Here is a 25,883-nt window from a genome sequence, read left to right on the forward strand (position 1 = left end):
GGGCCTAGTCGCCCGAGTCGAGCCGCTCGCAGCGCTCGACCACGTTGCTCAGCAGGAACGCCCTCGTCAGCGGGCCCACGCCGCCCGGGTTAGGCGAGACCGCCCCCGCGACCTCCCACACGTCCGGGTGCACGTCCCCGGCGAGCTTGCCGTCCAACCGTGACACGCCGACGTCCAGCACCGCGGCTCCGGGCTTTACCATGTCGGCGGTCACCATGTGGGCGACGCCCGCAGCGGCCACGATCACGTCGGCCCGCCGCGTCTCGGCCGCCAGGTCGCGTGTCCCGGTGTGACAGAGGGTGACGGTGGCGTTCTCACTGCGCCGGGTCAGCATGAGCCCGATCGGACGGCCCACGGTGACGCCGCGCCCGATCACCACGACGTGCGCGCCGTCGAGCCCCACCCCGAACCGACGCAGCAGGTGGATGCTGCCGTTGGGGGTACACGGCAGTGGCGCGGGTTCGTTCAGCACGAGCTTGCCCAGGTTCACCGGGTGCAGGCCGTCGGCGTCCTTGTCCGGATTGATCCGCTCGAGGATCGCGTTCTCGTCCAGGTGCTTCGGTAGCGGCAGCTGCACGATGTAGCCGGTGCACGCGGGATCGGCGTTGAGTTCGTCGATCACGGCCTCGAGCTCGGCCTGGGTGGTGTCCGCGGGCAGGTCACGCCGGATAGAGGCGATGCCGACCTGCTCGCAGTCGCGGTGCTTCATCTTCACGTAGGAGTGGCTACCGGGGTCGTCCCCGACCAGGACGGTGCCCAGTCCCGGGGTGATGCCCTTGTCCCGCAACGCGGTCACGCGTGCGGTGAGGTCGGCGACGATCTCGTCGCGGGTGAGCTTTCCGTCCAGCTTGATCGCGGTCACGCGGACCAGTATCCCACTCCCCGGCGGGTCCGTCGGCACGGCGCTGCGAGAATGGCCCCATGACCGGTGTGGGTGTGCGTGTGTTGTTCGATCGTCCGTGCATTCCGCCCAATACGGGCAACGCGATCCGGATGGCGGCGGGGGCGGGTTGCGAGCTGCATCTCGCCGGCCCGCTCGGCTTCGACCTCTCCGCCCCGCAGCTGCGGCGTGCGGGGCTGGACTACCACGACCTCGCCCACGTGGAGGTGCACGAGGATCTCGAGGCCGCGTACGCGAGCCTCCTGCCCGCGCGGGTCTGGGCCTTCAGCGCGAGGGCGGACCTGGCGCTCCCGGAGGTGCGGTTCTCCCCCGGCGACGTCCTGCTCTTCGGGCCCGAGCCCACGGGCCTGTCCGAGGAGGTGCTGTCCGACGATCGGGTCACGGCGACTGTGCGCATCCCCATGCTGCCGGGACGCCGGTCGATGAACCTGTCCAACGCGGCCGCGGTGGCCGTCTACGAGGCCTGGCGCCAGCACGGTTACGCCGGCAGCTAGCACCTTTCCGCCCACATGACTTAGAATTTCGGTATGCCGAAATTCCGTCTGCGCGAACCCCGTAAGTCTGGTGGCGTCCACCCGGCCACCGGGGCGGTCGTCGCCGCCGCGGTCACCGCCTGCATCACGGCGATCTCGGCGTGCGCGGTCGGCCCCACCGGTGCGGCCGACGTGGACGACCGGCCGCGGTTCGCCGACCCCGGTGACCGGGTGGTGGTGGCCACGACGTTCACGGTCCTCGCCGACATGGTCCGCCGGGTGGGCGGGGACCGCGTACAGGTGGAGTCCGTCACCACCCCGGGGGCCGACGTGCACCAGTACGAGCCGTCCGTCGAGGACCTCAAGCGGGTCGAGGGCGCGGATCTGGTGGTGAGCAACGGTCTCGGGATGGACGACTGGCTGCTGCGCTTCATCGACGGGACCGACGCGCGCCACGTGGTCACCTCCGACGGGGTCGATCCCCTGCCAGTCCGGGCGGGCAACTACACCGGCCGGCCCAATCCGCACGCCTGGATGTCGCCGCTCGAGGGGGCCGAGTACATCCGCACGATCGCCGCGGCGCTCTCCGACCTCGACCCGGACGGCGAGCGCGGGTACACCGCCCGCGCCGCGGACTACATCGGGGAACTGGAGGACATGACGGACCGGGCCCGCGCGGCCGTGGAGTCCGTCCCGGAGGACCGGCGCGTGCTGGTCACCTGCGAGGGCGCGTTCTCCTACCTCGCCCGCGACCTGGGCCTCGAGGAGCTGTACCTGTGGCCGGTCAACAGCGAGAACCAGGGTCTGCCCCGTCAGATCACGGCCCTGATCGACGAGATCCGCGAGCGCGAGATCGGCGCCGTGTTCTGCGAGTCGACGGTGTCGGACGCCGCCATGCAGCAGGTCGCGGACGAGACCGGCAGTCACCTGGCCGGCCTGCTGTACGTCGACTCGCTCTCCGGCCCGACCGGACCGGTCCCCACCTATCTGGACCTGCTCGACCACGACCTCGAGATCATCTCCCGGGAGCTGACGCCATGACCGACCGACCACTGCCGTACTCGCCGTTCACCGGGCCGCCCCCCGTCGTCGTCACCGACCTCACCGTGGACCGTGGCCAGGTCCGCGCCCTCGACTCGGTCTCCCTCTCGGTTCCGAGCGGCGAGATCACGGTCCTGCTCGGCCCGAACGGCTCCGGCAAGTCCACCCTGCTGCAGGCGATGCTCGGCCTGGTGACCCCGTCCGCCGGGACGGTCCGCGTCCTCGGGTCGTCGGTCCGTCGCGCCCTGCGCAGCGGCCGGGTGGCGGCGGTCCCCCAGGCCGACGGCGTCGACGAGGGCTTCCCCGTGACCGCCGCCGAGGTGGTCATGCAGGGGCGCCGTCACTTCACCGGCCCCTGGCGCCGACCGAGCGCCGCCGACCGCGCCGCCGTGGCCGCAGCTCTCGACCGCGTGGGACTGTCCGGGCTCGCGGCCCGCCGCATCGGCGAACTCTCCGGCGGTCAGCGCCGTCGTGTCCTGCTGGCACGCTGCCTGGCACAGGAGGCCGACCTGCTCCTGCTCGACGAGCCGTTCAACGGGATGGACGCAGGCAGCGAGGAGGTGTACATCGACGTGTTGCGCGAGCTCACGGCCGAGGGGCGCACCGCGCTGGTCTCCACCCACCACCTGGGCACCGTCGAGCGGCTCGCGGACTCGGTGGCCCTGCTCAACGGCTCCCTCATCGCCCATGGCCCGGTCGCCGAGACGACCACCCCGCAGATCCTGTCCACCCTGCTCGGCGCCCGGCAGACCGGGACCGCCGAGCGCACCGTCACCGAGGGAGCGCTGCCGTGATCGACCTGCTCGCCGAGCCGATGAGCTACGACTTCATGCGCCGCGCCCTGATCGTGGTGACGGCCTCCGGGATCGCCGGCGCCCTGCTGAGCTGCTGGCTGGTCCACATGGGCTGGTCGCTCATGGGTGACGCCGTGTCCCACGCGGTCCTGCCGGGAGTGGTGATCGCCGCGATGACCGGCACCCCGTTCGCGGTGGGCGCCCTGGTCGCCGCACTGGTCGCGGTCACGATGATCGGCGCGGTGCGCGAGAGCGGAACGGTGCGTGAGGACGCGGCGATGGGGATCGTCTTCACGGCCCTGTTCGCCCTCGGCCTGATCCTCATCGCCCGCTTCCCCACCCAGCAGGACCTGCACTCGATCCTGTTCGGCAGTGTGCTGGGCGTCCGCGACTCCGAACTCGTCCAGGTGATGGCGGTCTCCGCGTTCACGGTCATCGTGCTTCTGGCGTTCCGCCGTGACCTCGTCATGGTGGCGTTCGACCGACTCCACGCCCACACCCTGGGACTGCGCACCCGGGCACTGACCGCCCTGCTGCTGGCGACGCTCGCCACCGCGACCGTGGCGGGGGTTCAGTCGGTGGGCGTGATCCTCGTCGTGGCGACGCTCATCATCCCGGGCGCGACCGCCCAGTTGGTGGCGGACACCATGCGGGGGACGATGATCCTCGCCGTCGTCGTCGCCCTCGTCGGCGGTGTCACCGGGCTGTACGTCGGCTACTACGCCGACCTGCCCCCGGGCGCCGTCGTGGTCCTCACCCAGGCCGTCATCTTCACGGTGGTACAGCTCGTCGCGCCCCGGCGCGGGGTCATCCCCCGGGCGGCGGCCGGCATGCGCGCGCGGCGGTCGGGGATGATGTCGGCATGACCGTCGACCACCCGACCGGGCTCGCCGACCTCACCCCGACGATCCAGGCCTATCTCATGGCCGCCCACGCGCTGGGGTCCGGCGGCGACCCCGTCACGTCCGGCGCGCTGGCCGAACGGCTGGGTGCGTCCCCCTCCTCCGTCACCGAGGGCGTGCGCAAACTCGTGGCGATGGGCCTGGCCGAGCACCGCCCCTACGCGCCCGTCGAGCTCACCGAGGCCGGGCGGTCGTTCGCGGTGGCGATGGTGCGCCGCCACCGGATCATCGAGACGTTCCTGGCCCGGTGCCTGGATTACCCGTGGGACGAGGTCCACGCCGAGGCCGACGCGCTCGAACACGTGGTGTCGGACCGGTTCGTCGACGCCCTGGACGAGTTCCTCGACCACCCGCGCCGCGACCCGCACGGTGACCCCATCCCCACGCGCGACGGGCGGGTCGACCCCCTCGGGGACGTGCCGCTGGATCAGGCCCCGGAAGGCGCTACAGGTGTCGTGACCCGGGTCTCCGATCGCGACAACGCCGTCCTGCGCCACCTCGCGGAGATCGGCCTGCGCCCCGATTCGCCCGTCGAGGTGGTCTCGCGCCAGGTGGAGTTGGGGATCATCGGGGTGTCCCTGGGCGGGCGCATCGTCCAGGTGGGGACGCCGGTGGCCGCCGCGGTGCGCGTCCGGGTCACCGCCGGGACGGGATCCGACGACGACGGTTGAGCCGACCACGACGACGAGGTCCGCGGCGGACCCACCGCCCGCGGTCGCTCACGCCGCGTCGGGGACGGTGGCCGGTGCTCTCGTGCGGGTAGCAGTGGCGTTCGCCGAGCGGTCAGGGTGGGCCGCCCGCGAGGCCGGCCACCGCAGGCCGAGTGCGACGAGGGTGGCCAGGACGATCGCCCCGTCGACCGCGGCGGCGGCCGGTGCCCCGGTCACGTCGTGGCGCAGCAGGAGCACAGCGGTCATGGTCATGGACGCCTTGTGGAAGATCACGACCACCCACAGCACGGTGGCCCCGGGCGGGGTGGCACCCAGGTAGCCGGTCAGGGCGGCGAAGACGAGCAGGCCGTAGGCCCGCCAGTAGGCGGTGAGTTGGTACTCCGGGGTGATGGTGGGTGCCTCGAGCCCGGCGGCGACCCCCAGACCCAGCGCCATCGCCGCGGTCGACAGGAGCAACGCCCGATAGAGCAGGAGGCTGAGTCGGTCGGTGGCCATGGACCCGATACTCGCCGACCGGTGAGGGCCGCACATCGGGGAGATCCCCGGGATCGGACCTGATTCCCGCGGCTCGCGTCGCCCGCGCAGCCGGGGCGGCCCGGCCGCCCGACCCGCCCGGCCGCTACAGCATCGTCCCGGGGTTGAGGATGCCCTGCGGGTCGAGGGCGGACTTGATGCGCCGGCTCAGCTCCATGACGTCCTCCCCCAGCTGGGCGGGCAGCCACGGCGCCTTGAGCCGACCGACACCGTGTTCACCGGTGATCGTCCCGCCCATCCCGATCGCCAGGTCCATCACCTCGCCGAACGCGATCCGGGCACGCTCGGCCCGGTCCGGGTCGCCGTCCTCCAGCACGATGATGGGGTGGGTGTTGCCGTCCCCGGCGTGCGCGACCAGCGCGATCGGGATGTCACGGCGGGCGGAGATCTCCTCGATCCCGGCCACCAGGTCGGGAAGCGAGGGCAGGGGCACGCCCACGTCCTCGAGCAGCAGGGTGCCGGTCTTGCCGAGGCTGGTGAACGCGGCCCGGCGGGCCATGGTGAACTGCTCACCCTCGTCGGGGTCGTCGGTGGCGAACACGTCGGTCGCACCGTGGGTGCGGAACGCCTCGGCCATGAACCCGGTCTCGGCCGCGCGGTCGGGGCCGGTGAGGTCGGACTGGGCCAGGAGCATCGCCCCCGCCGTGGTGTCCAGGCCCATCCGCAGGTCCGCCTCGACGGCCCGGATGGAGACGGTGTCCATGAATTCGAGCATCGCCGGGCGGATCCGCCGGGTGATGGCCAGCACGGCCTCGCTGCAGGCGACCACGTCGGGGAAGATCCCCACCACCGTCGAGCGCGGCGGCTGCTCCGGGATCAGCCGGAGGATGATCTCGGTGACGATCCCCAGCGTCCCCTCGCTGCCGACGAACAGTTTGGTCAGGCTCAGCCCGGCGGTGTCCTTGAGGCGCGGCCCGCCCAGGCGCACCGCCGTACCGTCGGCGAGCACGACCGTCATCCCCAGGACGTAGTCGGTGGTCACCCCGTATTTCACGCAGCACAGGCCCCCGGCGTTGGTGGCGATGTTGCCGCCGATCGAGCAGATCTCGTAGGACGACGGGTCCGGCGGGTACCAGAGACCGTGCTCTGCGACGGCCTGCTTGACCTCGGCGTTGTAAAGCCCCGGTTGGACGGTGGCCGTCCGGGTGACGGGGTCGACGTCGATGTCGCGCATGAGTTCGGTGGACAGCACGATCCCGCCGTCGACCGCCGTCGCGCCGCCGGACAGGCCGGATCCTGCACCCCGCGGGACCACGGGGACGCCGTGCGCGCTCGCCCAGCGCAGGACCTCCTGCACGTCCTCGGTGGTGCGGGCCCGGACCACCGCCAGGGGCAGGCCCGGGTCGGGGGCCTTGGCCCAGTCCTGGCGGTAGCCCTCCAGAAGGTCCGGGTCGGTGAGTATCCGCGCGGTGTCGAGTCGGGCTCGCAGTTCATCCAGCGGGGCGGCGGGATCGGGGCCACGGGAGGCGGTCGGGGCGCTCATGGGATCGAACGTACGGTGTCGTGCCCGTGGGCGTCGGGGATCCGGGCAGTCGCTCGCCGGGGCGCGACGGAGCGGCGGATGTCGTTGTCCCCCCCGGATTTTCGGGCAACGACGAGGTGCGGGCATAGTGTCCTGGTGACCACGAGCCGGGGACCGCGATCAGCGCCCGCGGCCCCGTCCGTCCCGGGGCCCGGCCCCGCCTGGTTCGGTGCCGTGATGGGCACCGGTGGTCTGGCGACGCTCCTGCAGATCCACGCGGTGCGGGTTCCGGGTTTCGCGCCGGCCGCGGTGGTCATGGTGATCCTGGGCTGGGTTCTGTTGCTGGGGCTCGGCGCGGGGTTCGCGCGATCGGTGGCGCGCGCCCCGGACATGTGGACGTCCTCGGTCCGGGATGCGGCGATGCTGCCGCTGTGGGGCATGGTCTCGATGGGGTTGCTCGCGGTGGGCTCCGCGTCCTTTGTGGTGGTCGATGCCCGCGCGCCGGCGCTGTCGACCATCGCGTTCGGGGTGGACGCGGCGTTGTGGGCTGCGGGGACCGTGCTGGGGTTGGCCACCGCGCTGAGGTTCACCGTGTGGCTGGTCACCGCCCGTCCCGACCATCCGTTGCCGACGTGGGCGTTGCCGGTGGTGCCGCCGATGGTGTCCGCGGGTGCGGGGGGCCTGATGTCCAGGCACGTCGATTCGGAGGCTGTCCGGTCGGTTCTGGTGGGCGCGTGCTCGGTGTGCTTCGTGTTGGCCCTGGTGCTGGGCGGCGCGGTGATCGCCAGGACGTATCACCACGCCTGGTTTCGGACTCCCGTCCCGGTGGAGTTGGCGACGACGACGTGGATCCCGTTGGGGATCGTGGGTCAGTCCGCGGCCGCCGCGCAGGTGCTGTTCGGCGCGACCCTGGGGGGTGTCGCCCGGGCCTATGCCGCCTCGGTGCTGGTGGCGGGGGCCGGGCTGGGCGCTTACGCGGTGTTCTCCACGATCAGGGGCTTCCTGGCGCGCATGCCGTTCAATCCGGGGTGGTGGGCGATGGCGTACCCGCTGTCGACGTGCGCCCTGGGGTCGTTCTACCTGGATTGGGATGCGGCGAGTGTGTTCACGGTGATGGTGCTGATCGTCATCTGGTCGCTGTGCGCGGTCGCCAGTGTGCGGGCGATCGCGAGGGCGCGGGCCGCCTGACCGGGGGCGGCTCACCGGAAGTCCCGACTGCGACCGATGGCCATACCCAGGTGGAGGCGTTCGATCTTGTCCGCCACCACGCTGACCGCGCCGGAGCGGTTCTCCACGGTGCCGCGGACGATGAGCGCCGGGGACGCGGAGACGATCGGCCGGTATCGCGCCCACAGTCCCACCGAGCACACGACGTTGGTCATGCCCGTCTCGTCCTCGAGGCTGAGGAAGGTCACGCCCTCCGCGGTGGCGGGCCGCTGACGGTGGGTGACGGCTCCGGCGACCTCGACGCGGCTGCCGTCGGGGACGTGGGCGAGCCCGGCGGTGGTGCATACGCCGCGGGAGTCGAGCCACGGCCGGGCGTGGACGGTCGGGTATTCCTCGGGGCTGATCCCGGTGGCCGACAGGTCGGCGGAGGTGAGTTCGAGGACGCTCATGCCGGGCAGGGCCGGGGCGTCGACCTGGCTGAGCCCGGGCAGCATGCCGGGCTTCTCGCGGGCCGCGGTGGCCGCCGACCACAGGGCGGACCGACGGCCCCCGGTGCCGAGCGAGTCGAGCGCCCCGGCGGTGGCGAGCGCCTCCATCTGCCGGACGGACAGGCCGGTGCGGCCGGCGAGGTCGGCGGCGGAGGTGTACGGGCCGTGGGTGTCGCGTTCGTCGGCGATCGCGGTGGCCAGGTCCTCACCGATCGCCCGGACCGACTCCAGTCCGAGGCGCACCTCGGCACCATCGTTCTCGCAGGTGGCCCCACCGAGTGAGCGGTTGACGCACGGTCGGTGCACGGTGACACCGTGCCGGCGGGCGTCGGCGACGAGCGACTGCGGCGAGTAGAAGCCCATGGGCTGGCTGCGCAACAGCGCCGCGCAGAAGATCGCCGGGTGGTGGCACTTGAACCATGCGGAGTAGTAGACGATGGCGGCGAAAGACTGGGAGTGGCTCTCGGGGAAGCCGTAGTTGGCGAAGGCGCACATCTTCTCCCAGATCCGCTCCCCCACCTCCGGCCCGGTGACCGGGGTCCCGGGCGGGCTGGCGCCTATCCCGTGCAGGTCGCGCATCCCGTCGAAGAACCGTTCCTTCAGTCGGGCCATCCGTTCGGGTGACCGCTTGGACCCCATCGCGCGGCGCAACTGGTCGGCTTCCGCTCCGGTGAAGCCCGCGATGACGGTGGCGATCTGCATGAGCTGCTCCTGGAACAGCGGGATCCCCAGCGTGCGTCCCAGCACCTCCTCCAGCGCGGGGTGGTCGAACACCACCTTCTCCCGGCCGTTGCGGCGACGGATGTAGGGGTGCACGGACCCGCCCTGGATGGGGCCGGGGCGGATGAGCGCCACCTCGACCACCAGGTCGTAGAACGTCCGCGGTCGGAGCCGGGGCAGGGTGGCCATCTGTGCGCGGGACTCCACCTGGAACACACCCACCGAGTCGCCCCGGCACAGCATCTCGTAGACCTTCGGGTCCGCGAGGTCCAACCGGGCCAGGTCCACGTCGAGATCCTTGTGTTCCGCCGCGAGGTCGATGGCGTGATGCAGTGCGGTGAGCATGCCCAGGCCCAGCATGTCGAACTTGACCAGCCCGACCGCCGCGCAGTCGTCCTTGTCCCACTGCAGGACCGTCCGTCCCGGCATGCGTGCCCACTCGACGGGTACCACGTCCGCCACCGGGCGGTCGCAGATCACCATGCCTCCCGAGTGGATCCCCAGGTGGCGGGGCAGTCCGACGAGCCGCCGTGCCAGCGCGAGCACATCGGGCGGGACGGTGTGCTCGGTGGCCTCCCTCTCGTGGTTCTTCAACCCCGACCACCGGTCGACGCTCTTCGACCACGCGTCCTGTTGCCCCGGGGAGTAGCCCAGGGCCCGGGCCACGTCCCGCACGGCCGATCGTCCGCGGTAGGTGATGACGTTGGCGACCTGGGCGGCGTGGTTCCGGCCGTACCGGGAGTAGACGTACTGGATGGCCTCCTCCCGACGGCCCGACTCGATGTCCACGTCGATGTCCGGCGGACCGTCTCGCTCCGGCGCCAGGAACCGCTCGAACAACAGCTGGGCGCCCACCGGGTCGACGTTGGTGATCCCCAGCGAGTAGCAGACCGCCGAGTTGGCGGCCGAGCCGCGGCCCTGGCAGAGGATGCCCTCGCGGTGGCAGAACTCGACGATGTCGTGGACGACGAGGAAGTACCCGGGAAAGCCCAGTTCGGCGATCACCTGTAGTTCGCGGTCGATCTGCGCATACGCCTCCGGGGCCTCTTCGCGTGTCCCGTAGCGACGGGCGGCGCCGGCGTAGGCGAGCTCGGCGAGCATCGTGTCCTCGGTGTAGCCCTCGGGGACGTCGAACGGAGGTAGCTGCGGGGCGATGAGCCGGAGGTCGAACGCGCACTCCCGGCCCAGCCTGTCCGCCCCGGCCACGGCATCGGGCCAGCGGTCGAACAGTTCCGTCATCTCCTCGCCCGAGCGCAGGTGCGCCCCGCCCGCGGCGGGCAGGTGCGCTGCGTGGGTCTCCAGTGCGTCGCGCGCACCGAGCGCCGCCATGACCGAGGCCAGTCGCGCGTCCTCCGGCCCGGCGCAGTGGGCAGCGGTGGTCGCGACGACGGGCAGGCCCGCCTGCGCGGCGAGACCCGCCAACGCGTCGCATCGTTCCGTGTCCTCGGGAACCCCGTGACAGGTCAGCTCCACGACCACCCTGTCCTGACCGAACAGCTCGACGAGCTGGTCCAGGGCCGCACCGGCAGCGGGGATGTCGAAGTCGGACGCCCCCGTCCCGCCGCGCTCCAGGGACCGACGGACCCGGCCTCGACGACAGCCGGTGAGCACATACCAGTGACCGCCGGCCGCCTCCGCGAGCTCGGTCATCTCGTACCGCGGTTCGCCCTTTGCCCCACCCCGCAGGTGGGCGTGGGCGATCGAGCGCGACAACCGCCGGTAGCCCTCCTCACCCCTGGCCAGGACCAGCAGGTGCTCGCCGCCCGGTAGCGAGAGTTCCGCCCCGAACACCGTGGCCAGTCCCAGCTCGGAGGCGGCCTCGGCGAAGCGCACGACCCCGTACAACCCGTCGTGGTCGGTGATCGCGAGCGCCGTGAGCCCCAGTTCCGCCGCCGCCTCGGCCATGGCCTCGGGAGAGGAGGCCCCGTCGAGGAAGCTGAACGCGGTGTGGGCGTGCAGCTCCGCGTACGGCACTCGCCCCCGGGCGCGGGCCCGCGGAGGGGCCGTGTACCCGCCACGCTTGCGTGACCAGGCGGGGGCGTCGCTGCCGTCGCCGGGGTGCGGGTTCTCGGCCCCTCGCGGGCCCGGTCGTCCGGAGAGCACCCGTTCGAGTTCCGACCACGTCCTGGGTCCGTGGTACCAGTTCACCGGTGCTCACCCGCCCGGTGTCGGTGGGTCGATTCAGAGCAGGGTGAGGGACTCCACGACCCACGCCGAGGCCTCGCCGGCGGGCTTGCGGCAACTCTGCTGGCGTGGCGGGAGCGGTCGCTTCCCTGCCTCGACCCGCCAGGCGCGTCCGTCGGTGTGCCGGACGACGACCACGAGCGGGTCATCCGGGTCGACGTCGACGATGAGATCGTCGATCCCCGCCTCCACGCCGGACTCCCGGACGGCGACCTCTGCCACCTGCCCGGCCGGCGCCCACGTGCTGCGACCCCGCAGGTGCTCGGTGACGACCCGACCGTCCAGTTCGGCCTCGACGATGCGGGCCGCGAGATCCGCCTCCGCGGGTCCGTAGGTGTAGCCGGTGCCGGGGAGCAGCAGGACCGGGGCGAAGCGGTGCCCGCCGGTGTGGGAGCACTCCCACACCGCGGCGTCCGGATCGAGCGCGGACAGGCGGGCTCCGACCAGCTCATCCAGTTCGGCCACGACCGGACGCCCCCGGACCGCACAGCACTGGTCACGCTTGGCGTGGGTGCACACCAGCGGCACCGGGGCCGAGATCTCGCGGGTACCCGCCACGTGCCCACCGGGCGAGAGGTCCAGGTCGAGCATGTCCGCGGGACGGTCGACACGGCCGACCCGGATACTCCGCCGGCCGGGCCTGGTGTCGCACAGGTAGAAACGGTGACGGTCGATGCGTTGGCCCTCGCGGCCCGGGCGCCGGATGAAGAGCATCCGGGATCCGCAGGCCGAGACATGTTCCTTGAGTCGCTCGGACAGCTCCTCGCCCAGGGCTTCGCCGTCGAAGATATCGCGTCCCCAGCGCGCGGGAACCTCCAACAGGACCCACGATTCCTCGTGGGCCGCGGTACCGGCGGGCGGCTCATCGGCCGACTGGAGGGAACACCAGGCAGTGAGTGGGGTGGGATCGATGACTGACACGCCCCCATGGTGCCCCACCGCGCGACGTGGTGTAACTGTAGCCACCTCGTGGGACAAAAGTGATGAGAGGGACTTAAGCTGGGGCCATGCGTACCCGACATCGCCGCCTCGCAGCGGCCGCCGCCCTGACCGCCGCCGCGTCCCTGGCCATGGCGGGCTGCGGGGCCGACACCTCGACCGACGCCCCCGCCACCAGCCAGACGACCACTGCGGGATCCTCCCCGGCCGCCCTGGCGCAGGCTCTGGCGCCGGAGGAGACCGAGGCCGCCGACCCCACCGCCGGCCCGACGGACTCCGCCCCCAAGCGCGAGGAGGCGGACGCTGCCGCCGGACGCGCAGAACTGGTGGTATCCGAGATCCGCATGGGCAATTTCCAGGGCAAGGACCGTGTGGTCTTCGAACTCGACGGCCGCGGGACCCCGAGCTATTCCGTGGACTATGTGGACAGCCCGGCCCAGCAGGGCAGCGGCTTTCCGGTGGAAGTGCCGGGCGACTCCTTCCTGCAGGTGACGATCGGCGGCCAGGTCCTGCCCACCCAGACCGGCATGGAGGAGGTCCCCGTGGGCACCGTGGCCGGCGACGACGCGACCGGGGTGGCGGGCGTGGCGTTCACGGGACAGTTCGAGGGGCAGGCGCAGTCCGTGATCGGCCTCGAGGGCTCGGACCGGGCATTCTCCGCCTTCCTGCTGCAGAACCCGACCCGCCTGGTGGTCGACATCGAGCGCTGAGCCGCGCCGGGGGCGCCTCATCCGCGAACGGCTCATTCGTAGACTCCTTCCACGATCCAGTTCCCCTGTTCGTCCCCGAGCACGCCGCAGAGCAGCAATGCCGCCGCACGCTCGGGGACGACCTGCATGCGGGCCCGAGGGCGGCGAGGCTCGCCGTCGGGCGTCGGCTCCCACCAGGCCTCGTCGATCGGCCACGGCCGTGACCAGCCGAGCAGCGCGCAACGGCGACCGCCCACCTCGACCGCGGCAGGCCTGCCGCTGAGCAGACCCCGCGGGGTCACCCCCACGACATCTCCGGCTGCACTGCGCAGCACGACTCCCCTGACGAGGGCCACCCGCGCCGCGACGGCGGCTCCCGGGTCGCCGCTCTCGCGGATCTCCAACCGGTAGCCCGGCCCCGGCCACACCACCGACGGCGAGGGGGCGGGCAGCGCCCCCGGCCACGGCCCCTGAGCGGCGGGCTCGGCCGGGGCGTCACCGTACGGCAGTGACCGCACCCGCTCGGCCGGCCCGCGGCCACCCACTTCCACGGGCACACGGACCGCCTCGGGCCCGAGCAGACCCTGGACCCGCACCAGTGCGCGGTGGACGCGGGCCTCCGCGAGCCCGGCCTCGCCCCAGAGCCCCTCCTGTACGCGGCCGGCGGGGACCACCTCCACCGGTTCCAGGACGAGGGCGGTGACCGCGCCCCCGGCCCCACCGGCGATCGCGGTCCCGGTGAGCCAACCCTCGAGTTGCCAGCGGAGCCGATCGGCGGTGCCCTCCGGGGTGAGGGGCGATGAGCACCGCCACACCCGGTTGACCTCCGTACCGCCCTCCACCCGGGCGGTGATGGACAGACGCAGGCACGAGACGCCGGACGCGGCGAGCACGGCGTGCAACTCCCCCGCCAGCCGCCGGCCGAGGAACGCGGCCTCGTCGACACGCTCCAGTGGCGGGTCGCACCGGTGCTCGACCGCCGACCCCGTGGGCACCGCGGACACCGAGGGCGGACGCCACGGGACGGCGCGGGCGATACGGTGCGCCACCGCACCCCCCTCCCCGAAGCGGGTGGCCACATCACGCGGCGGTAGCGCGGCGAAGTCGCCGAGCGTCCGCACGCCGAGGCGGTGCAGCAACCCGACCAACTCGGACAGCACCTCGGGGTCCCCCAACGCGGGTTCCACCACGAGTGCGTCCACAGGCAATCCGGCCAGGTAGTCAGCGTCCCCACCTGGTTCCAGCAGTGCCGAACCGCGGGCCCCGAGCACGGCCGTGGGCAATTCGTCCGCGAGGCCCACCTGACACTCCGCGCCGGCGGCCGCCACCGCGTCGACGACGCGGGTGACGACCTGTTCGACCCCACCGTGGAAGCGCAGGGCACCCGCTGCGGAGAACACGAACAGTCCGGGGCGCAGCACCTCGATACCCGGGACGACGGCATCGAGCGCCTGCACCACGGGCTCGAACCACGCGGCGTCCCGGGCCGGGTCGGCCGCGACCACCACGAGTTCGGGACAGCGGAACTGCGCCTCACGCCGGCGCAGACCACGACGCACCCCCACCGCGCGGGCGACGGCGTTGCACGCGAGCACCCCCCGGGGCCCGACGACCGCCAACGGAAGATGCAGCCCGTGCCCCTCGGCCCGTGCCGCCGCGACCGTCGGCCAGTCCGGGCACCACACCGCCATGACCCGGGCGCTCATCCCGCCGCCACCCATTCCGCGGTCCGGGCGGGTGCCGCCCGGCCGGAACAGCGCACCACCGTGGAGACCGAGGCCAGCCGACCCGCGCCCGCACCCAGTCCGCCGTAGCGGCAGTGCCGCCCCGCCAGTGTCAGCTCCGCCCCGGGCCACCCGGCGCCCACGAGCAACACCGCGCCAGCGGCTCGGACCCGCCCCGCCAGCACCCGCGCACGGGACGGGGCGACCGGGGCCACACCAGGCCCCAGCAAGACCAGGTCCAGCCCGTCGAGCAGGACGGACACCACCGCTGCGGGATCCGGGCCGGGATCCGGGACCAGCGCCAGACAGTCCAGTCGACCTCCCTGCTCGGCCACCGCGGCCACGCCGAGCTCCGGCCATCCGACCACCGCACACCTGGCACCGGCGGCCGTGGCCGCGGCGAGCAACCCCACCCGTAGGGTGGCGCTGCCGGACACCGCCGTGACGCGGCCCGCGGGCAGCACCCCACCCGGCAACAGGGGCGCCACCGACCCCGGAACCGCGACTCCGGGAACCACGATCTCCGCCGCTTCCGCGGGGGCAACGGGGGCAACGGGGGCAGCCGGGGCAGCCGGAGCAGAGGGCGCAGAGACGACCGAAGCCGGCCCTGCCGGGGCCTGGGCGCGAACCGCGGCGGGTGCACCGCCGCCGGGCATCGCGGCCAGGCGGCGACGCAGCTCCGTGACACGCTCCTCCCGGCCGAGGCCGGACAGGTCGACAGGTGACGTCGCCACTACCATCATCCCCACCTCCCACCGGGTCCGACACGCCGGACAGACCATTGATCGAATGGCTTTTCGAGTACGCGATCAGTGAACACCACGGGTACGACATCGCGCAAGAACACCTGTTCGACAGGCCGGAACGCGCTTCACCGTCGGACCCACCGGCTACGCTGTGTCCACCACAGAGAGGACAGCCATGGCCGGACTACGCTTCCGACTCCGACAGATCAGCCGGCGCTTCTGGTTTCTCCCCGCCGTGATGACCCTCGTCGCGTTGGGCCTCGCCCACCTGGGGGCGTGGTTGTCCACCAACCCGGGCACGAGTGACGAGGCGGCCTCCTGGATCTACGGCGGCGGCGTGGAGGGCTCCCGGAGCATCCTCGCCGCCGTGGCGAGCAGCTCGATCGGCGTCGGCGGCACCGTCTTCTCCATCACCATCGCCGCCCTCTCCTACGCCGCCGGCACCATGGGGCCGCGCCTGCTCCAGAACTTCACCGAGGACCGCGGCAACCAGATCACACTGGGCGTCTTCATCTCCACCTTCGCCTTCAGCCTCTACAGCCTCCGCACGGTCACCGGTGGCGACGAGGGGACCCCGTTCGTCCCCCAGTACAACGTCACCCTCGCCCTCATCCTGGCGCTCGGGTGCATCAGCGCACTCGTGTACTTCATCGGCCACGTCACCGGGTCGATCAACACCACCCGCGTCGTGAACCTCCTCACCACGGATCTACGTTCCTCCCTGCTCACCGCCACCGAACTGACGGATCCGGACCGCGATGTGCTGCCCCCACCAGAGGAGGAGTTCTGGGCGGACGCGGAGACTCTCCTCGTGGAGAAGGGCGGCTACCTGCAGCTCGTCGACCACGGGCGGCTCGTCGAACTCGCCGTCGAGACCGGGACGACGATCCGGCTCCTCGTGCGACCCGGGGACTATCTCTATCCGAACTCCCCCGTGGCCGAGGCCGTCCCCACCCTGCCCGAGGGCATCATGCCCGCCCTCACGGTCGGTGAATCCCGTACCCGCGACCAGGATGTCGAGCACGCCGTCCGTCTACTCGCCGAGGTGGGCACGCGTGCCCTGAGCCCCGGGACCAACGACCCGTTCACCGCCGTCGACGTCGTGGACCGCTTCGGGGACGCCCTGTGCACCCTCGAGGACAGGGAATGGCCGACCGGGGTGCACGCCAGGGACGGGGAGGTCCGCCTCGTCGTGGCGACCTCCGACTTCGCCGGCCTCGTCGCCACGATGTTCGACCAGATGCGGCAGTACGGTGCGGGTGCGCCAGCGGTCAGCATCAGGATTCTCGACGTCCTCGCCGTCGCGACGCAGGTCCTCGATGACCCCGACCGTCGTGCGGTCCTCACCCACCACGCCACGAAGCTCCGTGACGACGCCCTCGAAGCCACCCGCAACGCCGACGACCGGATCACCATCGAGCGTCGTCACCGCGCCGTACTGGACGCCGCCGGATAGCGGGGCCGAGCCGGACGGCAGGGCCCACCGACGTTCCTCCGATACCCTCCGGGCGGCGACCCCACGCCTCTACCCTTGCGGGCATGAAGGCCTCCGTCGGGAATCGCATCGTGCTCATCGGCGCCGGGGACGTGGGTATCGCCTACGCCTACGCGCTCGTCAACCAGGGGCTGGCCGACCATCTGACCATCATCGACATCGACCACGACAAACTCCTCGGAGAGGTCATGGACCTCAACCACGGGGTCGTGTGGGCGCCCTCCCCCACCCTCGTCACCGAGGGCACCTATGCCGACTGCACCGACGCCACCATGGTGGTCATCTGCGCCGGCGCAGCCCAGAAACCCGGCGAGACCCGCATCGACCTCGTGGGCAAGAACATGACGCTGTTCGAGAACATCGTCGGTGACGTCATGGCGACCGGGTTCGACGGCATCCTGCTGGTGGCCACCAATCCCGTCGACATCCTCACCCAGGCGTCGTGGCGCTACTCCGGGCTCCCCGCCGCGCAGGTCATCGGCTCCGGCACGATCCTCGACTCGGCGCGCTTCCGGTTCATGCTGGGCCAGTACTACGACGTGGCACCGATGAGCGTGCACGCCTCGATCATCGGGGAACACGGCGACACCGAGCTGCCGGTCTTCTCCTCCGCCAACGTCTCCGGGGTGCCGCTGCGCCGCGACCTGGCGGGCGACCCGGCCAAGCGGGAACGTCTGACGCAGATCTTCGACGAGACCCGGGACGCCGCCTACCGGATCATCGACTCGAAGGGGTCCACCAGCTACGGCATCGGGATGGGGCTGGCCCGCATCACCCGGGCGGTGCTGCGCAACGAGCAGGTCTCGCTACCGGTCTCCACCCTGCTGCGGGGCGAGTACGACCAGGACGGGATCTTCATCGGGGTGCCCGCGGTGATCGGGCGGACCGGCGTCCAGCGGGTGGTGGAGCTGGAGCTCGACACCACCGAACGCGAACAGTTCGCCCGCAGCGCGAGTGCACTGCGGGCGGTGTCCGAACAGTTCGAGATCCTGCGCTGACTCAGAGCGCGCCGGGGGGATCACTGGCCGGGAAGGACTCGTCACCCCACTCGTCGGCGACCGCGTCGTCGTGGTCATACCGGGCCTTGTCCGCGGGCTCCTCGGAATGCTCGCCGACACGGTCAGGGTTCTGCGGACTCGTCATGATTCATCCTCCTGCCGCCGTACGGGGCGTACGACGAGAATCAGGTTACCGGAGACCATCACCTCACCGCCGGGACGACCGGACACCCAGAACCGCTACAGGAACAGAGGCGCACAATGCACACCACCCACTACACCGACACCCTGATCCTGCCCGCCCCGGACACCAGGGCCGTGGCGGCGACCGCCCCGCCCTCCGGGAAGGGGTCGGTGGCCGAGCTGCAGTACGAACGACTCTCGGGCGAGGACTACAGGTGGACGAGCGATGACCTGATCTTCGACGTGTACTGCCAGCGCAAGGATATAGCCGAGGTCGACCGCGCAGCCGAACGCGAACGGTTCTTCTCCACGGGCCAACCGTGCCTGCGCACCTCCCCGCTGGCCAAGACCTACGGCTGGGCGCTGCACTTCGACTCCGACGGGCGCATCGCGCTGCTGCCCATGGACTCGACGCGCGTGGCCGAGCTCGAGGCGGACCCGACGGTGACGGTCAGGGCCGCCATGAAGAGTTCCCGCTAGTAGCCCGGCTCGACATCCGGCAGGAGACGCAACCACTCGAGCACAGGACCGGAGATCACCTGGCCGAACTGCTCGTACCCGCCGGGCCCGGGGTGGGCGCCGTCGCCGGCGGCGACCTCGCGCATCCACTGACCACCCGCCAGCAACACGTCGAAGGTCGGCACGAACGGCACCCCGGCCTCGTCGCACACCTGCGCCATGGTCTCGGCCCGGGCCGCGATCCGCTCGTTGACCTCGTCCCACACCACCGGCGGCGGCCCCACCACGAGGAACCGCCCCTCGGGCGCCCGGTCGATCATTCCGCGCAGCGCCGCGACGGTACCCGCCTCGTCGACGCGCAACGCACCCTCGTGCTCCATGACGTCGTTGACGCCGAACTCCGCGATCACCGCGGTCGTGGGGAACGCGGCCCGCCGACGATCGACCTCGTCCCAGCGGGCCAGGATCATCTCGGAGGTGTCCCCGCCGATCCCGGCGACCGCGGCGTGGATGTGCACACCGGCCGCGGGGCCGGCCTCGATCAGGTGCGCGGTCCACCCGCGGCCCGTGTCATCGCCGTATCCGGCCACGAACGAGTCACCGATGATGCACACGGGCAGGTCGCGCGGTTCGCTCATCCCGGTCACGCTATCGGTCCGGGTGGGTGCGCGGAGCCGACCCGGGCGAGAAACCACTCCGGCCGGCCGGCCGCGGGGATCAGTCCAGGTGCCGGGACTGCGCCCAGCGGGTCAGCGCGTGCCGGTTGGACTGCTGGGTCTTGCGGAGGACGTTGGAGGCGTGGGTCTCCACCGTCTTGACCGAGATGAACAACTCCTCGGCGATCTCCTTGTAGGTGTAGCCGCGGGCCAGCAGCCGCAGCACCTCCTTCTCACGCGGGGTGAGCGAGTCGACCTCGGGGTCGTGGACGGGCTCGCCACGATCGGCGGGCCCGGGGGCGGCGCGGGCGAACGCGTCCAGCACGAACCCGGCCAGCCGCGGGGAGAACACGGCGTCCCCGTCGGCGACGCGGCGCACGGCGTCGGCCAGGTCCACGCCGGTGATGGTCTTGGTGACGTAACCGCGGGCGCCGGCCCGGATCACGGCGATGACGTCCTCGGCGGCGTCGGAGACGCTCAACGCGAGGAAGGTCGGCTCCGGGGCGCGGGCGGGATCGGCCACGCCGCCCGGGTCGGCCCCCAGCACCGAGCGCAGCACGGCCACGCCGCCGCCGTCGGGCATGTGCACGTCGAGCAGCACCACGTCGGGACGCGCCCGGCCGATGCCGGTCACGGCCTCGGCGACGGAGCCCGCCTCGCCGACGACCTCGATCGCCGACTGCCCGGCGAGTTCGGCACGGACCCCGCTGCGGAACACCGCGTGGTCGTCCACGAGGAAGACCCGGCACATCCCGCCGCCGCCCGTCGTCGACTCCCCCGACCCGTCGCGTGGCCCGTCCGTCATTCGCCCTCCAGCGGCATCTCGATCCCGATCTCCGTCCCGCGCCCGAGCGTACTGCGCACGCGCACGGTCCCACCGCGGCTCTCCACGCGGTGTCGGATGGACTGCGCGAGCCCGTGGCGGTCACCGCCCACGGCATCGGGGTCGAAGCCGCGTCCGCGGTCGCGGACGAACGCGCTGAGCGTACGTCCGTCGTTCTCCACGAACACGTCGGCGGTGTCGACGCCAGCGTGTTTGGCCACATTGACCAGGGCCTCGCGGACGGCGCCCAGGACCGCCTCCCCGGCGTCGCCGACCGGGCCGTCGCCACCCACCACGACCTGGTCCACCCGCAGTCCGTAGACGTCCTCGACGTCGCCGACCATCACCTCGACCGCCCCCGCGAAGGTCGCCGCGCCCGAGGACATCCGGGAGCCGGCGCCGAACAGCCACTGCCGGAGCTCCCGTTCCTGTCGGCGGGCGAGCCGCGCCACCTGGCCCGGGTCATCGGATCTCTTCTGGATGAGTGCCAGGGTCTGCAGGACGGAATCATGCAGGTGGGAGGCGATGTCGCTGCGTTCGGACTCACGGATCCGCGCCGCGCGCTCCTCCTCGAGGGACCGCCACAGTCGCAGTCCGACGGGCACGCTGAGCAATCCCACGCCGACGAGGGTGGCCACGACCGCGAGGAGGGACGACCGCAGGGCGGCGAACTCGACCTGACCGAGGACGACGACGGCGAGCCCGACGACGACGAGGGTGGCCCCTGCGGTGACCCTGGCCCAGTCGAAGACCGACCGCGGCGCGACTCGTCCCCCACCGTCGTACTGCTGCCAGACCAGCCCGGCACCCAGGGCCACGACGAGGACGGGGACGATGACGCTCAGTCCCGTGGCGGTGGTCACCATGAACGAGAGCACCGCGCCCGCCACCGCCACGACGGCCAGCGCCATGCCGCGTCTGCGCTCGCGCTCGTCGACCGGAACCGCGCCCTCCCGCGCGGGACCGGCCGGGGTGAGCGCCCACAGCGCCGAGTACAGGGCGACGCCGGCGCCCGAGAGCGTGGCCAGCAGGACCATGACCAGGCGCACGTGGACGACCCGCACCCCGAGGTGGTCGGCCAGGCCCACGCACACGCCCGCGACCACGGATCCGTCGCTGCCCCGGGTCAACCGTGGGTACCACCGGAAATCTGTCGTCGCCACGGCGGCGGTCCGCACCGGTGGACCGACGACCGGGGACGCCGACCGGACCGCGGTGGCCAGCGCGGGATCGGTCGCGTTCTCACTCATGGACGCCATCGTCACAGATCATCGCCCCGAGGGGAATCGGGAAGTACCCGGATATCCACGGCCATGCTCGCCGGCGAGACACCCCCCTCCCGCAATCCGGCGACCAGGTCGCGGGAGATGGCGTCCTTGACCGCCCGCGCACCGTGACTGCCCACGACGAAGCGGACGGTGGCGAGGATCCCGTCCTCCTGCAGCGAGATGAACACCTGCGGCCCGAACTCCCGGACATCGACCGCGTACACGCGGCCCATCCGCTGCATGCTCGCCATCGCCTCGTCGCTCAGCTCCCTCGTGTGCCGGTCGGCGCAGGCGTGGAACACCCTGTCGACACGTCGGAGATCCACGTCGAACGGCAGCGTGAGCGACAGTTCCTCCCAGAGGAAGGGGAACCCGCGGGTGTAGTTGTAGACCGCCTCGTCGAAGATGACGCCGTTCGACACCGTCACCACCCGGCCGGTGAACTGACGGCTCGGTACCCAGTTGCCGGTCTCCGCGCCGGCCATCGACGACGGGGACCCCATCTCCATGACGGTCGTGCGGAGGAACCCGAGCGACATCACGTCGCCCCGGACCCCTCCCACGGCGATCCGGTCACCGACCGCGAAGACCCTCCCCCGGAGGATGACGAAGTATCCCGCCAGACTCGCGATCACCTTCTGCAACGCGAACGCCAGGCCCGCGGTGACGAGTCCGACCCCCACCGTCAGGTCGGTTCCCGGGGTCACCCAGATGGAGAAGAGCGCCAGCACGGCCACGATGGCGGTGAACAGCTGCAGACTCTGCTTCGTCCAGAACCTCGACGCGGACCCGGCGGGCCCAGTGATCAGCCGCATCACCGCCCGCGAGATCGACGTGAACAGGGAGAGCAACACGAACAACAGGATGCTGAGCAGCACCTTGAGAACGGTCCGCCCGCTGACCCCGACCAGCGTCACCCCGAAGAGCCGCAGCTGTTCGTCGGAGCCCAGGAAACCCATGACGGTGTCGACCATCCCGCCATCCTCCCTCCCCTGCGGTCTCGGGGTCGGAAATCAGGGTCGGACCCCGATGTGCCGCGGACGCCCACGGACCACGATGGGGTCATGTCCAGAACGAACACCCACGACCTCCCGTCCGAGCGCCGCTCCCTGTGGCGGACCCGACCCGTCCGGACCCCGGACGATTCCAGGATCGCCGGCGTGTGCGGCGGCTTCGGTCGGCGCTACGGCGTCGACCCGGTCCTCTTCCGCGTCGCGTTCGTCATCGCCGCACTGTGGGGTGGGGCGGGCGTGTTCCTGTACGCCCTGATGTGGCTGCTCCTGCGCTCCGCCGGCGACGAGGTCTCCTCCGGGGAGGCGCTCCTGGGGAAGGGCCGGGCGTCGGGCTCCAAGGTCACCGCGGTGATCCTCGTCGTCGTCGTCCTCCTCTCCGCCCCCACCTTCGGCGCTTCCGGGGAGACCCTCCTCGTCGGCGCCGGGTTCCTCATGGTCGCGGCGATGCTCGCCGGCTGGTACGGCCTGCACCGGCGCACCCCCGAACCACCCGCCGGGTGGGCGGAGGTCTCCGCGGTGCGGCCCCCCACCACGCACGGCTCCGACGCGTCGAGGGGCGCGGCCACAGACGCCGGGCCGTGGCGCGCGCCCGGGGCCTCCCAGGCGCCCGGCTCCGGCCCCGACGCCCCCTTCGGGCCCCCGGTGCCGCCGTCGTGGGATCCGCTCGGCGCCGCCCCGTTCGCGTGGGACCTGCCCGAACCCGGCGTCGCCCCCGCCCCGGTCGAACCGACCCGGCCCCGGTCGCGGCTGACCAAGGTCACGATCGGCCTGGCACTCATCGCGACCGCGGTCGCCACCGGGTTGTCGACGCTGGGCGGATTCACCTGGCTCGACACCACGCGCATCGCCGCGATCGCCCTGGCGGTGGTGGCCGGCGGGCTGCTCGTCGGCGCCGTCACCCGCCGCGGGTACGGGCTGCTCGTGGTGGCCGGACCACTCGTCGGGTTCGTGCTGCTCGCCCTGTCGGTCCAGGTCCCCGCGGGTGGCTGGGAGACCATCGGCGACGAGCGGGTGGAGATCACCTCCCCCGCACAACTGGACACGCCGGTCACCCACGACGTCGGCACCGTCACCGTCGACATGCGCGAGCTCGACCTGGACCGCGACCGCAGCTACAGCATCACCAACCAGGTCGGTGAGGTGCGGGTGCTGCTGCCCGACGGGCTCGCCGTGCAGGCCGACTGCCGGACCGACATCGGCTCCGTCGACTGCCCCGACCCGCCCGCCGACACCGACGGGCCGGTCCTGACCCTGGACATCACCACCGAGATGGGAAGCGTAAAGGTCACCCGATGAGTACGAACACGCCCGCAGACGACCGCCACCACTCCACCGCGGGAGCCCCGCCCGAGCAGTCGCCGCGGTTCGACCCGCAGCTGTACGACCCGCTGCCCTACGGCACCGGATACCCGACACCCGAACCGCTCGGATTCGGGGTCTCCCCCGAGCCCGCGACCACCCCGGCCGGCGCCGTCGAGGTGGTGGAGCACCGGCGGTTCGGGTCGCCGGTGCTCGCCCTGGCCGGCGTGACCTCGCTGGGAGTGGCGGTGTGGGCGATCCTGGGAGCGCCCGCGATCGCCCCGACGGCATTGCTGGCCGCGGGACTCGTCCTGGCGGTACTCGTGGGACTGATGATGGTCACCCGCCGCTGACGCCCGGCCGCGATACGCAGCGCACGGCCACTGCGCCATCCATCGGCCCCGGATTCGTCGGCGGCTGTGTCCGGAACGTACAGGCGCGCGAGCGAGAGTTCAGGCGCGGGAGCGGATGCCCGGGCGGTGGGGGCGGTGGGGTGGTGTGGGCGTGCGGAGGCGGCTCACTCCCACTCGATGGTGCCCGGCGGCTTGCTCGTCACGTCCAGCACGACCCGGTTGACGTCAGGGACCTCGTTGGTGATGCGGTTGGAGATCAGCGCCAGTGTCTCGTACGGCACGCGCGTCCAGTCGGCGGTCATGGCGTCCTCGGAACTCACCGGCCGCAGCACGATCGGATGACCGTACGTCCGGCCGTCGCCCTGCACGCCCACCGACCGGACATCGGCCAGCAGGACCACCGGGCACTGCCACACCGTGGAGTCCAGGCCCGCTGCCGTCATCTCCTCGCGCACGATCGCGTCCGCCGCGCGCAGGGTCTCCAGTCGGTCGCGGTCCACGGCGCCGACGATGCGGATCGCCAGGCCCGGACCGGGGAACGGGTGGCGACCGACGATCGCCTCGGGCAGACCGAGCTCACGGCCCACGGCGCGGACCTCGTCCTTGAACAGCAGCCGCAGTGGCTCGACGAGCGTGAACTCCACATCGTCCGGCAGGCCGCCGACATTGTGGTGGCTCTTGATGTTGGCCGTACCCGCTCCGCCACCGGACTCGACGACGTCCGGGTAGAGCGTGCCCTGGACGAGGAAGTCGACGGAGGAGGCGGCGGCCTCACCGGAACCCTGGAGTTCGAGCGCCTGCGTCACCGCCCGCTCGAAGGACCGGATGAACTCGCGGCCGATGATCTTGCGCTTGGTCTCCGGGTCGGTGACATCGGCGAGGTGCCCGAGGAAGACATCGGAGTCGTCCAGCGTGATGAGGCGGGCACCGGTGGCGGCCACGAAGTCGTTCTCGACCTGCTCACGCTCGCCCGCACGCAACAGTCCGTGGTCGACGAACACACACGTGAGGCGGTCCCCGATCGCACGCTGGACCAGGGCGGCCGCGACGGCCGAGTCGACGCCGCCCGACAGGCCGCAGATCGCGTGGCCGTCGCCGATCTGCTCGCGGACGGCCTCCACCAGCTGGTCGGCGATGTTCGACGCGGTCCACGTCGGCTCGAGCCCCGCCACCTCGGTGAGGAAGCGGCTCAGCACCTGCTGGCCGTGCGGCGAATGCAGGACCTCCGGGTGGTACTGCACTCCGGCCATGCGCCGCTCGGTGCACTCGAACGCGGCGACCGGGGCACCGGACGACGACGCGGTGACGGTGAACCCCTCGGGCGCGGCCGTGACCGCGTCCCCGTGGCTCATCCACACCGGGTGGTGCTCCGGCAGGCCGGCGTGCAGGAGGCCGCCTGACACGCTCACGTCGGTGCGGCCGTACTCGCGGCTACCCGTGTGCGCGACCTCGCCGCCGAGGGCACCGGCCATCGCCTGGAAGCCGTAACAGATGCCGAACACCGGCAGACCCAGATCGAACACCGCCGGGTCGAGCGAGGGCGCGTCCTCGGCGTACACGCTCGCCGGTCCGCCGGACAACACCAGGGCGACGGGATCCTTGGCGCGGATCTCCTCGATCGTCGCGGTGTGCGGGATCACCTCGGAGTAGATGCGCGCCTCGCGCACGCGGCGCGCGATGAGCTGGGCGTACTGGGCGCCGAAGTCCACCACGAGTACCGGGCGGGGCGCCACCGCCTCGGCGGCGATCTGGGAGTCGGTCTGTGCGTTCTCGGCCACGGGGTCGAGTCTAGGCCCCGCGCCCCATCCGCCGAACTCGGCCACATCCCCCGTGCCGGGGTTCACAATGAACCCCACCACGACCCCGGCCGTCCCGGGACCGAGAGAGCTGGAGCGCATCGA

At 72.0% G+C, this 25,883-nt stretch carries 25 protein-coding genes; 12 read left to right on the forward strand and 13 right to left on the reverse strand.

Annotated elements, in window-relative coordinates; translation table 11 throughout:
- Window positions 1-4: 4 nt before the first annotated feature.
- Entirely contained in the window at window positions 5-862 is an 858-nt protein-coding gene (locus Q2K20_RS12060) for a bifunctional methylenetetrahydrofolate dehydrogenase/methenyltetrahydrofolate cyclohydrolase (RefSeq protein WP_206474534.1), read from the reverse strand.
- Window positions 863-921: 59 nt separating this feature from the next.
- On the opposite strand from Q2K20_RS12060, the gene Q2K20_RS12065 reads away from it, so the two are divergent.
- From Q2K20_RS12065 to Q2K20_RS12085, 5 genes are read left to right on the forward strand one after another with little or no spacing between them, the layout of a single operon-like run.
- Complete coding sequence (locus tag Q2K20_RS12065) at window positions 922-1,395, forward strand: tRNA (cytidine(34)-2'-O)-methyltransferase (protein ID WP_120286204.1); 474 nt, start codon at window positions 922-924, stop codon at window positions 1,393-1,395.
- A 33-nt stretch (window positions 1,396-1,428) separates the two neighbouring features.
- Window positions 1,429-2,415 (forward strand): metal ABC transporter substrate-binding protein, encoded by a 987-nt coding sequence (locus Q2K20_RS12070; RefSeq protein ID WP_317176818.1) that lies wholly within the window; start codon window positions 1,429-1,431, stop codon window positions 2,413-2,415.
- Window positions 2,412-3,209 (forward strand): metal ABC transporter ATP-binding protein, encoded by a 798-nt coding sequence (locus Q2K20_RS12075; protein ID WP_120286206.1) that lies wholly within the window; start codon window positions 2,412-2,414, stop codon window positions 3,207-3,209. The genes Q2K20_RS12070 and Q2K20_RS12075 overlap by 4 nt, the downstream gene beginning before the upstream one ends.
- Window positions 3,206-4,075: a metal ABC transporter permease gene (locus tag Q2K20_RS12080; protein WP_206474532.1), complete on the forward strand. Its 870-nt coding sequence runs from the start codon at window positions 3,206-3,208 to the stop codon at window positions 4,073-4,075. The genes Q2K20_RS12075 and Q2K20_RS12080 overlap by 4 nt, the downstream gene beginning before the upstream one ends.
- Entirely contained in the window at window positions 4,072-4,782 is a 711-nt protein-coding gene (locus Q2K20_RS12085) for a metal-dependent transcriptional regulator (RefSeq protein WP_132063534.1), read from the forward strand. The genes Q2K20_RS12080 and Q2K20_RS12085 overlap by 4 nt, the downstream gene beginning before the upstream one ends.
- 48 nt (window positions 4,783-4,830) lie before the next feature.
- Here the strand turns inward: Q2K20_RS12085 and Q2K20_RS12090 are convergent, their stop codons facing one another.
- A complete protein-coding gene (locus Q2K20_RS12090) occupies window positions 4,831-5,277 on the reverse strand; it encodes a hypothetical protein (RefSeq protein ID WP_119192265.1) in 447 nt (148 codons plus the stop codon).
- Between the two features lie 124 nt (window positions 5,278-5,401).
- On the reverse strand, window positions 5,402-6,799 hold the full coding sequence (locus tag Q2K20_RS12095; RefSeq protein ID WP_181694304.1) for an FAD-binding oxidoreductase: 1,398 nt from the start codon (window positions 6,797-6,799) through the stop codon (window positions 5,402-5,404).
- A gap of 135 nt (window positions 6,800-6,934) precedes the next feature.
- On the opposite strand from Q2K20_RS12095, the gene Q2K20_RS12100 reads away from it, so the two are divergent.
- Window positions 6,935-7,966 (forward strand): C4-dicarboxylate ABC transporter, encoded by a 1,032-nt coding sequence (locus tag Q2K20_RS12100; RefSeq protein WP_200841548.1) that lies wholly within the window; start codon window positions 6,935-6,937, stop codon window positions 7,964-7,966.
- 11 nt (window positions 7,967-7,977) lie between these two features.
- Here Q2K20_RS12100 and Q2K20_RS12105 read toward each other — a convergent pair whose 3' ends face one another.
- Both Q2K20_RS12105 and Q2K20_RS12110 read right to left on the reverse strand, forming a co-directional pair.
- Window positions 7,978-11,301 carry an error-prone DNA polymerase gene (locus Q2K20_RS12105; RefSeq protein ID WP_206474529.1) on the reverse strand — a complete coding sequence of 1,108 codons (3,324 nt, stop codon included), beginning with the start codon at window positions 11,299-11,301 and terminating at the stop codon, window positions 7,978-7,980.
- Window positions 11,302-11,334: 33 nt separating this feature from the next.
- Complete coding sequence (locus Q2K20_RS12110) at window positions 11,335-12,258, reverse strand: sucrase ferredoxin (RefSeq protein WP_067712561.1); 924 nt, start codon at window positions 12,256-12,258, stop codon at window positions 11,335-11,337.
- An 86-nt stretch (window positions 12,259-12,344) separates the two neighbouring features.
- On the opposite strand from Q2K20_RS12110, the gene Q2K20_RS12115 reads away from it, so the two are divergent.
- Entirely contained in the window at window positions 12,345-12,986 is a 642-nt protein-coding gene (locus tag Q2K20_RS12115) for a hypothetical protein (RefSeq protein WP_067712563.1), read from the forward strand.
- A 32-nt stretch (window positions 12,987-13,018) separates the two neighbouring features.
- On the opposite strand, the gene Q2K20_RS12120 is transcribed toward Q2K20_RS12115, so the two are convergent.
- Together Q2K20_RS12120 and Q2K20_RS12125 are read right to left on the reverse strand one after the other, a co-directional pair.
- Window positions 13,019-14,671, reverse strand: a complete 1,653-nt coding sequence (locus Q2K20_RS12120) for a DNA polymerase Y family protein (RefSeq protein WP_269529279.1) — start codon at window positions 14,669-14,671, stop codon at window positions 13,019-13,021.
- Window positions 14,668-15,429, reverse strand: coding sequence for a hypothetical protein (locus Q2K20_RS12125; RefSeq protein ID WP_227022330.1), 762 nt, complete (start codon window positions 15,427-15,429; stop codon window positions 14,668-14,670). The genes Q2K20_RS12120 and Q2K20_RS12125 overlap by 4 nt, the downstream gene beginning before the upstream one ends.
- 181 nt (window positions 15,430-15,610) lie before the next feature.
- Between Q2K20_RS12125 and Q2K20_RS12130 the strand changes: the two genes are divergently transcribed.
- Both Q2K20_RS12130 and Q2K20_RS12135 read left to right on the forward strand, forming a co-directional pair.
- On the forward strand, window positions 15,611-16,891 hold the full coding sequence (locus tag Q2K20_RS12130; protein WP_096905914.1) for a DUF2254 domain-containing protein: 1,281 nt from the start codon (window positions 15,611-15,613) through the stop codon (window positions 16,889-16,891).
- An 83-nt stretch (window positions 16,892-16,974) separates the two neighbouring features.
- The gene (locus tag Q2K20_RS12135) at window positions 16,975-17,928 is read left to right on the forward strand and encodes an L-lactate dehydrogenase (protein WP_096905915.1); all 954 of its coding nucleotides are present in this window, start codon (window positions 16,975-16,977) and stop codon (window positions 17,926-17,928) included.
- A gap of 1 nt (window position 17,929) precedes the next feature.
- On the opposite strand, the gene Q2K20_RS12140 is transcribed toward Q2K20_RS12135, so the two are convergent.
- Window positions 17,930-18,073 (reverse strand): hypothetical protein, encoded by a 144-nt coding sequence (locus Q2K20_RS12140; protein ID WP_167457923.1) that lies wholly within the window; start codon window positions 18,071-18,073, stop codon window positions 17,930-17,932.
- A 116-nt stretch (window positions 18,074-18,189) separates the two neighbouring features.
- Between Q2K20_RS12140 and Q2K20_RS12145 the strand changes: the two genes are divergently transcribed.
- Window positions 18,190-18,591 carry a DUF6157 family protein gene (locus tag Q2K20_RS12145; protein ID WP_096905916.1) on the forward strand — a complete coding sequence of 134 codons (402 nt, stop codon included), beginning with the start codon at window positions 18,190-18,192 and terminating at the stop codon, window positions 18,589-18,591.
- Here Q2K20_RS12145 and Q2K20_RS12150 read toward each other — a convergent pair.
- The 4 genes from Q2K20_RS12150 to Q2K20_RS12165 all read right to left on the reverse strand — a co-directional run bounded on the left by Q2K20_RS12150 (window position 18,588) and on the right by Q2K20_RS12165 (window position 22,291).
- On the reverse strand, window positions 18,588-19,208 hold the full coding sequence (locus Q2K20_RS12150; protein ID WP_096907330.1) for an SGNH/GDSL hydrolase family protein: 621 nt from the start codon (window positions 19,206-19,208) through the stop codon (window positions 18,588-18,590). The genes Q2K20_RS12145 and Q2K20_RS12150 overlap by 4 nt on opposite strands.
- Before the next feature lie 79 nt (window positions 19,209-19,287).
- Window positions 19,288-20,031: a LuxR C-terminal-related transcriptional regulator gene (locus Q2K20_RS12155; RefSeq protein ID WP_269529278.1), complete on the reverse strand. Its 744-nt coding sequence runs from the start codon at window positions 20,029-20,031 to the stop codon at window positions 19,288-19,290.
- Window positions 20,028-21,299: an ATP-binding protein gene (locus Q2K20_RS12160; RefSeq protein ID WP_132063539.1), complete on the reverse strand. Its 1,272-nt coding sequence runs from the start codon at window positions 21,297-21,299 to the stop codon at window positions 20,028-20,030. Before Q2K20_RS12160 ends, Q2K20_RS12155 begins: the two co-directional genes overlap by 4 nt.
- Window positions 21,300-21,310: 11 nt before the next feature.
- The gene (locus Q2K20_RS12165; protein WP_132063540.1) at window positions 21,311-22,291 is read right to left on the reverse strand and encodes a mechanosensitive ion channel family protein; all 981 of its coding nucleotides are present in this window, start codon (window positions 22,289-22,291) and stop codon (window positions 21,311-21,313) included.
- 90 nt (window positions 22,292-22,381) lie between these two features.
- On the opposite strand from Q2K20_RS12165, the gene Q2K20_RS12170 reads away from it, so the two are divergent.
- Complete coding sequence (locus tag Q2K20_RS12170) at window positions 22,382-23,626, forward strand: PspC domain-containing protein (RefSeq protein ID WP_268091728.1); 1,245 nt, start codon at window positions 22,382-22,384, stop codon at window positions 23,624-23,626.
- The gene (locus Q2K20_RS12175; protein WP_317176819.1) at window positions 23,623-23,982 is read left to right on the forward strand and encodes a hypothetical protein; all 360 of its coding nucleotides are present in this window, start codon (window positions 23,623-23,625) and stop codon (window positions 23,980-23,982) included. The genes Q2K20_RS12170 and Q2K20_RS12175 overlap by 4 nt, the downstream gene beginning before the upstream one ends.
- Before the next feature lie 164 nt (window positions 23,983-24,146).
- On the opposite strand, the gene guaA is transcribed toward Q2K20_RS12175, so the two are convergent.
- Window positions 24,147-25,760, reverse strand: coding sequence for a glutamine-hydrolyzing GMP synthase (gene guaA / locus Q2K20_RS12180; RefSeq protein ID WP_269502373.1), 1,614 nt, complete (start codon window positions 25,758-25,760; stop codon window positions 24,147-24,149).
- Between the last annotated feature and the right edge of the window lie 123 nt (window positions 25,761-25,883).

The sequence above is a fragment of the Dietzia sp. IN118 genome (genome assembly GCF_032905965.1).
Taxonomy (GTDB): domain Bacteria; phylum Actinomycetota; class Actinomycetes; order Mycobacteriales; family Mycobacteriaceae; genus Dietzia; species Dietzia kunjamensis.

Excerpts from the sequence above, each read along its gene's own strand:
- Q2K20_RS12065 (WP_120286204.1), top strand. The coding sequence starts at position 922 with ATGACCGGTGTGGGTGTGCGTGTGTTGTTCGATCGTCCGTGCATTCCG.
- Q2K20_RS12070 (WP_317176818.1), top strand. The coding sequence starts at position 1,429 with ATGCCGAAATTCCGTCTGCGCGAACCCCGTAAGTCTGGTGGCGTCCAC.
- Q2K20_RS12075 (WP_120286206.1), top strand. The coding sequence starts at position 2,412 with ATGACCGACCGACCACTGCCGTACTCGCCGTTCACCGGGCCGCCCCCC.
- Q2K20_RS12085 (WP_132063534.1), top strand. The coding sequence starts at position 4,072 with ATGACCGTCGACCACCCGACCGGGCTCGCCGACCTCACCCCGACGATC.
- Q2K20_RS12090 (WP_119192265.1), bottom strand. The coding sequence starts at position 5,277 with ATGGCCACCGACCGACTCAGCCTCCTGCTCTATCGGGCGTTGCTCCTG.
- Q2K20_RS12095 (WP_181694304.1), bottom strand. The coding sequence starts at position 6,799 with ATGAGCGCCCCGACCGCCTCCCGTGGCCCCGATCCCGCCGCCCCGCTG.
- Q2K20_RS12115 (WP_067712563.1), top strand. The coding sequence starts at position 12,345 with ATGCGTACCCGACATCGCCGCCTCGCAGCGGCCGCCGCCCTGACCGCC.
- Q2K20_RS12120 (WP_269529279.1), bottom strand. The coding sequence starts at position 14,671 with ATGAGCGCCCGGGTCATGGCGGTGTGGTGCCCGGACTGGCCGACGGTC.
- Q2K20_RS12125 (WP_227022330.1), bottom strand. The coding sequence starts at position 15,429 with ATGGTAGTGGCGACGTCACCTGTCGACCTGTCCGGCCTCGGCCGGGAG.
- Q2K20_RS12130 (WP_096905914.1), top strand. The coding sequence starts at position 15,611 with ATGGCCGGACTACGCTTCCGACTCCGACAGATCAGCCGGCGCTTCTGG.
- Q2K20_RS12135 (WP_096905915.1), top strand. The coding sequence starts at position 16,975 with ATGAAGGCCTCCGTCGGGAATCGCATCGTGCTCATCGGCGCCGGGGAC.
- Q2K20_RS12140 (WP_167457923.1), bottom strand. The coding sequence starts at position 18,073 with ATGACGAGTCCGCAGAACCCTGACCGTGTCGGCGAGCATTCCGAGGAG.
- Q2K20_RS12145 (WP_096905916.1), top strand. The coding sequence starts at position 18,190 with ATGCACACCACCCACTACACCGACACCCTGATCCTGCCCGCCCCGGAC.
- Q2K20_RS12150 (WP_096907330.1), bottom strand. The coding sequence starts at position 19,208 with ATGAGCGAACCGCGCGACCTGCCCGTGTGCATCATCGGTGACTCGTTC.
- Q2K20_RS12155 (WP_269529278.1), bottom strand. The coding sequence starts at position 20,031 with ATGACGGACGGGCCACGCGACGGGTCGGGGGAGTCGACGACGGGCGGC.
- Q2K20_RS12160 (WP_132063539.1), bottom strand. The coding sequence starts at position 21,299 with ATGAGTGAGAACGCGACCGATCCCGCGCTGGCCACCGCGGTCCGGTCG.
- Q2K20_RS12165 (WP_132063540.1), bottom strand. The coding sequence starts at position 22,291 with ATGGTCGACACCGTCATGGGTTTCCTGGGCTCCGACGAACAGCTGCGG.
- Q2K20_RS12170 (WP_268091728.1), top strand. The coding sequence starts at position 22,382 with ATGTCCAGAACGAACACCCACGACCTCCCGTCCGAGCGCCGCTCCCTG.
- Q2K20_RS12175 (WP_317176819.1), top strand. The coding sequence starts at position 23,623 with ATGAGTACGAACACGCCCGCAGACGACCGCCACCACTCCACCGCGGGA.